Source organism: Cyanobium sp. LEGE 06143 (assembly GCF_015207535.1).
In the GTDB taxonomy this organism is placed as follows: domain Bacteria; phylum Cyanobacteriota; class Cyanobacteriia; order PCC-6307; family Cyanobiaceae; genus NIES-981.
This window is the reverse complement of the sequence record NZ_JADEWP010000213.1, coordinates 1-3,909: the sequence shown is the minus strand read 5'-3', so window position 1 is coordinate 3,909 and position 3,909 is coordinate 1. Positions and strand designations below refer to the sequence as shown.

The 3,909-nt window shown below is 70.9% G+C and carries 3 protein-coding genes; 2 read left to right on the top strand and 1 reads right to left on the bottom strand.

Going from position 1 to position 3,909, the window contains the following annotated elements; translation table 11 throughout:
* The coding region (locus IQ216_RS12380; RefSeq protein ID WP_193815702.1) for an FAD-dependent oxidoreductase at nt 1–1,488 on the bottom strand (1,488 nt) is incomplete at its 3' end.
* Between the two features lie 73 nt (nt 1,489–1,561).
* Between IQ216_RS12380 and IQ216_RS12375 the strand changes: the two genes are divergently transcribed.
* Both IQ216_RS12375 and lptC read left to right on the top strand, forming a co-directional pair.
* On the top strand, nt 1,562–3,169 hold the full coding sequence (locus tag IQ216_RS12375) for a methionine--tRNA ligase (protein ID WP_193815701.1): 1,608 nt from the start codon (nt 1,562–1,564) through the stop codon (nt 3,167–3,169).
* Nucleotides 3,166–3,909: LPS export ABC transporter periplasmic protein LptC (gene lptC, locus IQ216_RS12370; protein WP_193815700.1), on the top strand; the 744-nt coding region annotated here is incomplete at its 3' end. The genes IQ216_RS12375 and lptC, both read left to right, overlap by 4 nt.

The window sequence follows — 3,909 nt, the reverse complement described above, 5'->3', positions numbered from 1 at the left end:
TGCCAGGGGGTCCTGCACCAGGGCCTGCTGCAGCTGCAGCACAGGCAGCTCCGCCGGCCGGCAGCCGAGGCGCAGGCACAGGGCCGCCGCCAGGCCGGCGGCCTGGCCCACGTTCAGCACCAGGGGCTGCAGGCGGGTGGCGCCGTTGGCCATGTGGCTCACGCTGGTGGCCTTGTCGGCTGCCAGCAGGTTCACCGTGTCGGCGCTCACCAGGGCGCCGTAGGGCATGCAGAAGGGGGTGCCACTCCAGCGCCCGCCCCAGCGGCAGCTCTTCGGGGCCAGGGGCCAGTCGGGGCCTGGGTAGTGGTGGTCGTTGGCGTAGTTGCCCACGGCGATCGCCTCCATGCGGCCCTGCCGCCAGGGCAGGGGGGCGATGGAGGCACCCTCGGCCTGGGGCAGCAGCTGCTGCTCCACCACGGTGCTCAGCCCCTTGAGCCGGCGGCCCTCGCGCCAGTAGGGCATCAGGGCCAGGGGCGACGGCCCCGCCAGGTCGGTGCTGCCGGGGTGCAGGGGAAACAGCTCGGCCAGCTGCAGCCAGCCCTCGCTGGCCTCCTCGAGGGCGGCGGCGAAGGCGAGGCTGTGGGCCTGCATGGCCTGCTCGAGTTCCCCCTGGCCGCAAGGATCTGCCGCAGCCTCAAGGCTGAAGGCCCGCTCCAGTTGGCTGGGCCAGTCGCCCTGGCCGTACCAGTCGTTGCCGTGCAGCGGCCAGTTCAGCATCACCAGATCAGCGGGCAGGCGGCCATAGGTGAGGGTGCGCTCCAGGCCGAAGCGGCTGGTGGCACCGGCGAAGGGTGGCGGCAGGCTGCTCTTGCCGGCGGGACACCCCTGCTGGTCGCGCAGGCGGCCCATCGCCACCCAGGTGGGGGACTGCACCGGCTGGGCCTGGAAGAAGGGTTCGCTGCTGAGGCGCTGCCGCGACGGGGCACTGGGCTCCTGCCAGAGCTCCTGCTCCTCCCAGCCGAGGCGGAAACCGGCCGAGGCCAGGGCCAGCAACTCGCCCCGATCACTGCCATCAATCACCAGCTCAGGATGGAGCGCCACGGTGTCCGCAGGGGCTCCCGCGCCATCAGGCCCCCCAGGGCCCGAGCGCTCCACCAGCAGCCGGCTGATGCGGTCACCCTGGCGATCCACTTGCCGCAGGCGGCAGCAGGGCCACCAGGTGAGCCCTTCTGTGCCGGCCACCCAGTGGCGCAAGATCGCCTCCGCCGAGGCCGGCCGGTAGCCAAAGCAGCTCACCCAGTTGTGGTCGAGCCCACCGGGTTCGCGGCGGGCCAGCTCCCGCAGCAGGGCCCCCCAGAGGCCGCTCTGCCAGGGGCTGAGCTCGTTGCCGTCAGGGCAGCAGACGCCGGCGGCGCTCACCATGCCGCCCAGCCAGCCCCCCGGGGTGAGCAGCAGGGTGGCACTGCCGGCCCGGGCTGCCTGCAGGGCGGCCGCCACACCGCCGCTGCCGCCGCCCCACACCACGATGGGAAACCGCTCGTCTTGCATGGGGTTGATCGGCGGAGGAGGCAGCAGAGTGCTCAGTAGGATCCGGCACCGGCACAGGGCCATTTCCCGCCGCATGTCTTACACCCTCACGACCCCGCTCTATTACGTCAACGACCGCGCTCACCTGGGCAGCACATACACCACCATCGCCTGCGACGCCATGGCCCGCTACCAGCGCCTGAGGGGTGAGCGGGTCACCTTCATCACCGGCTGCGACGAGCACGGCCAGAAGATCCAACGCACCGCCGAGGCCGCCGGCGTTTCCCCCCAGGACCACTGCGACCAGGTGAGTGCCGGTTACCGGGATCTCTGGCAGCGCTGGCAGATCAGCCACGACCGCTTCATCCGCACCACCGACCCCCGCCACCGTCAGCTGGTGGAGCAGTTCTTCGCCCGGGTGGAGGCCAGTGGCGATGTGGTGGAGGGCCGGCAGCAGGGCTGGTATTGCGTGGCCTGCGAGGAGTTCAAGGACGATCCCCACGAGGCCCAGGATCCGGAGTGCTCCATCCACCGCAAGCCCCTGGAATGGCGCGATGAGCTGAACCTGTTCTTTCGGCTCTCCCGCTACCAGGAGGCCATTGAGAGCCTGATCCGCCAGCCCGGTTTCATTGAACCGGCCAGCCGCCGCCGTGAGGTCGAGAACTTCGTGGCCCAGGGCCTGCGCGATTTTTCCATCTCCCGCCTCGATCTTCCCTGGGGGATCCCGGTGCCGGGCCATCCGGGCCATACCTTCTATGTGTGGTTTGACGCCCTGCTGGGCTACCTGTCGGCCCTGCTGGAGGACCCAGCCCCGGGGGCGGCGCCACCCGACCTCGATCAGCTGCAGCAGCAGGGCTGGCCCGCCCAGCTGCATGTGATCGGCAAGGACATCCTGCGCTTCCATGCCGTCTACTGGCCGGCCATGCTGCTCTCCGCCGGCCTGCCATTGCCGGAGCGGGTCTTCGGCCATGGCTTTCTGACGCGGGAGGGGCAGAAGATGGGCAAGTCGCTGGGCAACGTGCTCGATCCCGACGTGCTGCTGCAGCGCTGCGGCCGCGATGCGGTGCGCTGGTATCTGCTGCGCGACATCCCATTCGGGGACGATGGCGACTTCCAGCAGCAACGCTTCAGCGATCTGGTCAACAACGACCTGGCCAACACGATCGGCAACCTGCTCAACCGCACCAGTTCGATGGCCCGCAAGTGGTTCACGGCTGCCGTACCACCAGCCGGCACCGCCCTCAGCGACCAGCACCCCCTGGCCCTGGCGGCTGCCCATGCCGCCGGCGAGGTGCGCGAGGGTCTCGATGCCCTCAAATTTCGCCGCGCCGCCGAGGCCGTGCTGCAGCTGGCCGGCACCGCCAACGGCTATCTGAACGATCAGGCCCCCTGGAAGCTGATGAAGCAACCGGGCCAGGAGGCGGCGGTGGCCGCTGATCTCTATGCCGTGCTGGAAGCGGCCCGCTGGGTGGCGGTGCTGCTGGCGCCGCTGGTGCCGGAGCTCTCCGGCCGGATGCTGGCCCAGCTGGCTCAGGAGCCCCTGGGCAGCGACGCTGACTCCGGCCCAGGGCCAGGTTCCTCGCTGGCCACGGCGGCCTCCCCTTGGCTGGAGGCCCAGCGCTGGGGCGTTCTGAAGCCAGGCCAGGCCCTGCCTGAACCGGAGCCCGTGATGCTGCGGCTCGAGCTCGACGGCCCCCTGTGAGGCGTTTCGGCGCTGCCCTGCTCAGCCTGGCTCTGCTGGTCCAGGCGGCTGGTTGCCGCAGCCGCCTGCGTGAACCGGAGGCGGCCCAGCCGTTTGTGTTCCGCAGCCTCAACCTGCGCCAGCAGGACGCCCAGGGGCGGCCCCTCTGGGAACTCACCAGCCCGGAAACCCGCTACGACCTCAGCCGCCGGGTGGCTCAGTCACGCGATCTCAAGGGGGTGCTCTACAGCAACGGCAAGCCGGCCTACCGCTTCACGGCCGCCAACGGCGTGGTGCTCAATGACGGCGAGGTGGTGCAGCTGGAGGGAGCGACCCGGCTGCAGCGGCTCGAGGATGGGGCCGAGCCCCTGGTGATCACGGCCCAGCGGGTGCGCTGGTATCCGGCCCGCGAGCTGATGGAACTGGACAGCAACCCCGTGGCCACCCAGGCCGACCTGCGGCTCACCAGCCAGCGGGCGCGCTTTCTGATCGATGCCGATCGCCTGGAGCTGCGGGGTGCTCCCACCCTGGTGCGCAGCGGGCCCGATCCCCTCCGCCTGGCCATGGAAGGCGTTGATTGGCTGCCCCGCACAGGCTCCCTGCAGGGCCGCGGGCCGGTGCGGGGCGAGCGCCAGCTACCAGACCGCGCTCCCCAGCGGCTGACCGCACCGTCGCTCACCGCCGATACCCGCCGCCAGACCATCGATCTGCAGGGCCCCGTTCGGGTGGACGACCCCGACCGCAACAGCACACTCACGGCC

Coding starts and splice junctions, on each gene's coding strand:
- IQ216_RS12375 (WP_193815701.1), top strand. CDS start 1,562: ATGTCTTACACCCTCACGACCCCGCTCTATTACGTCAACGACCGCGCT.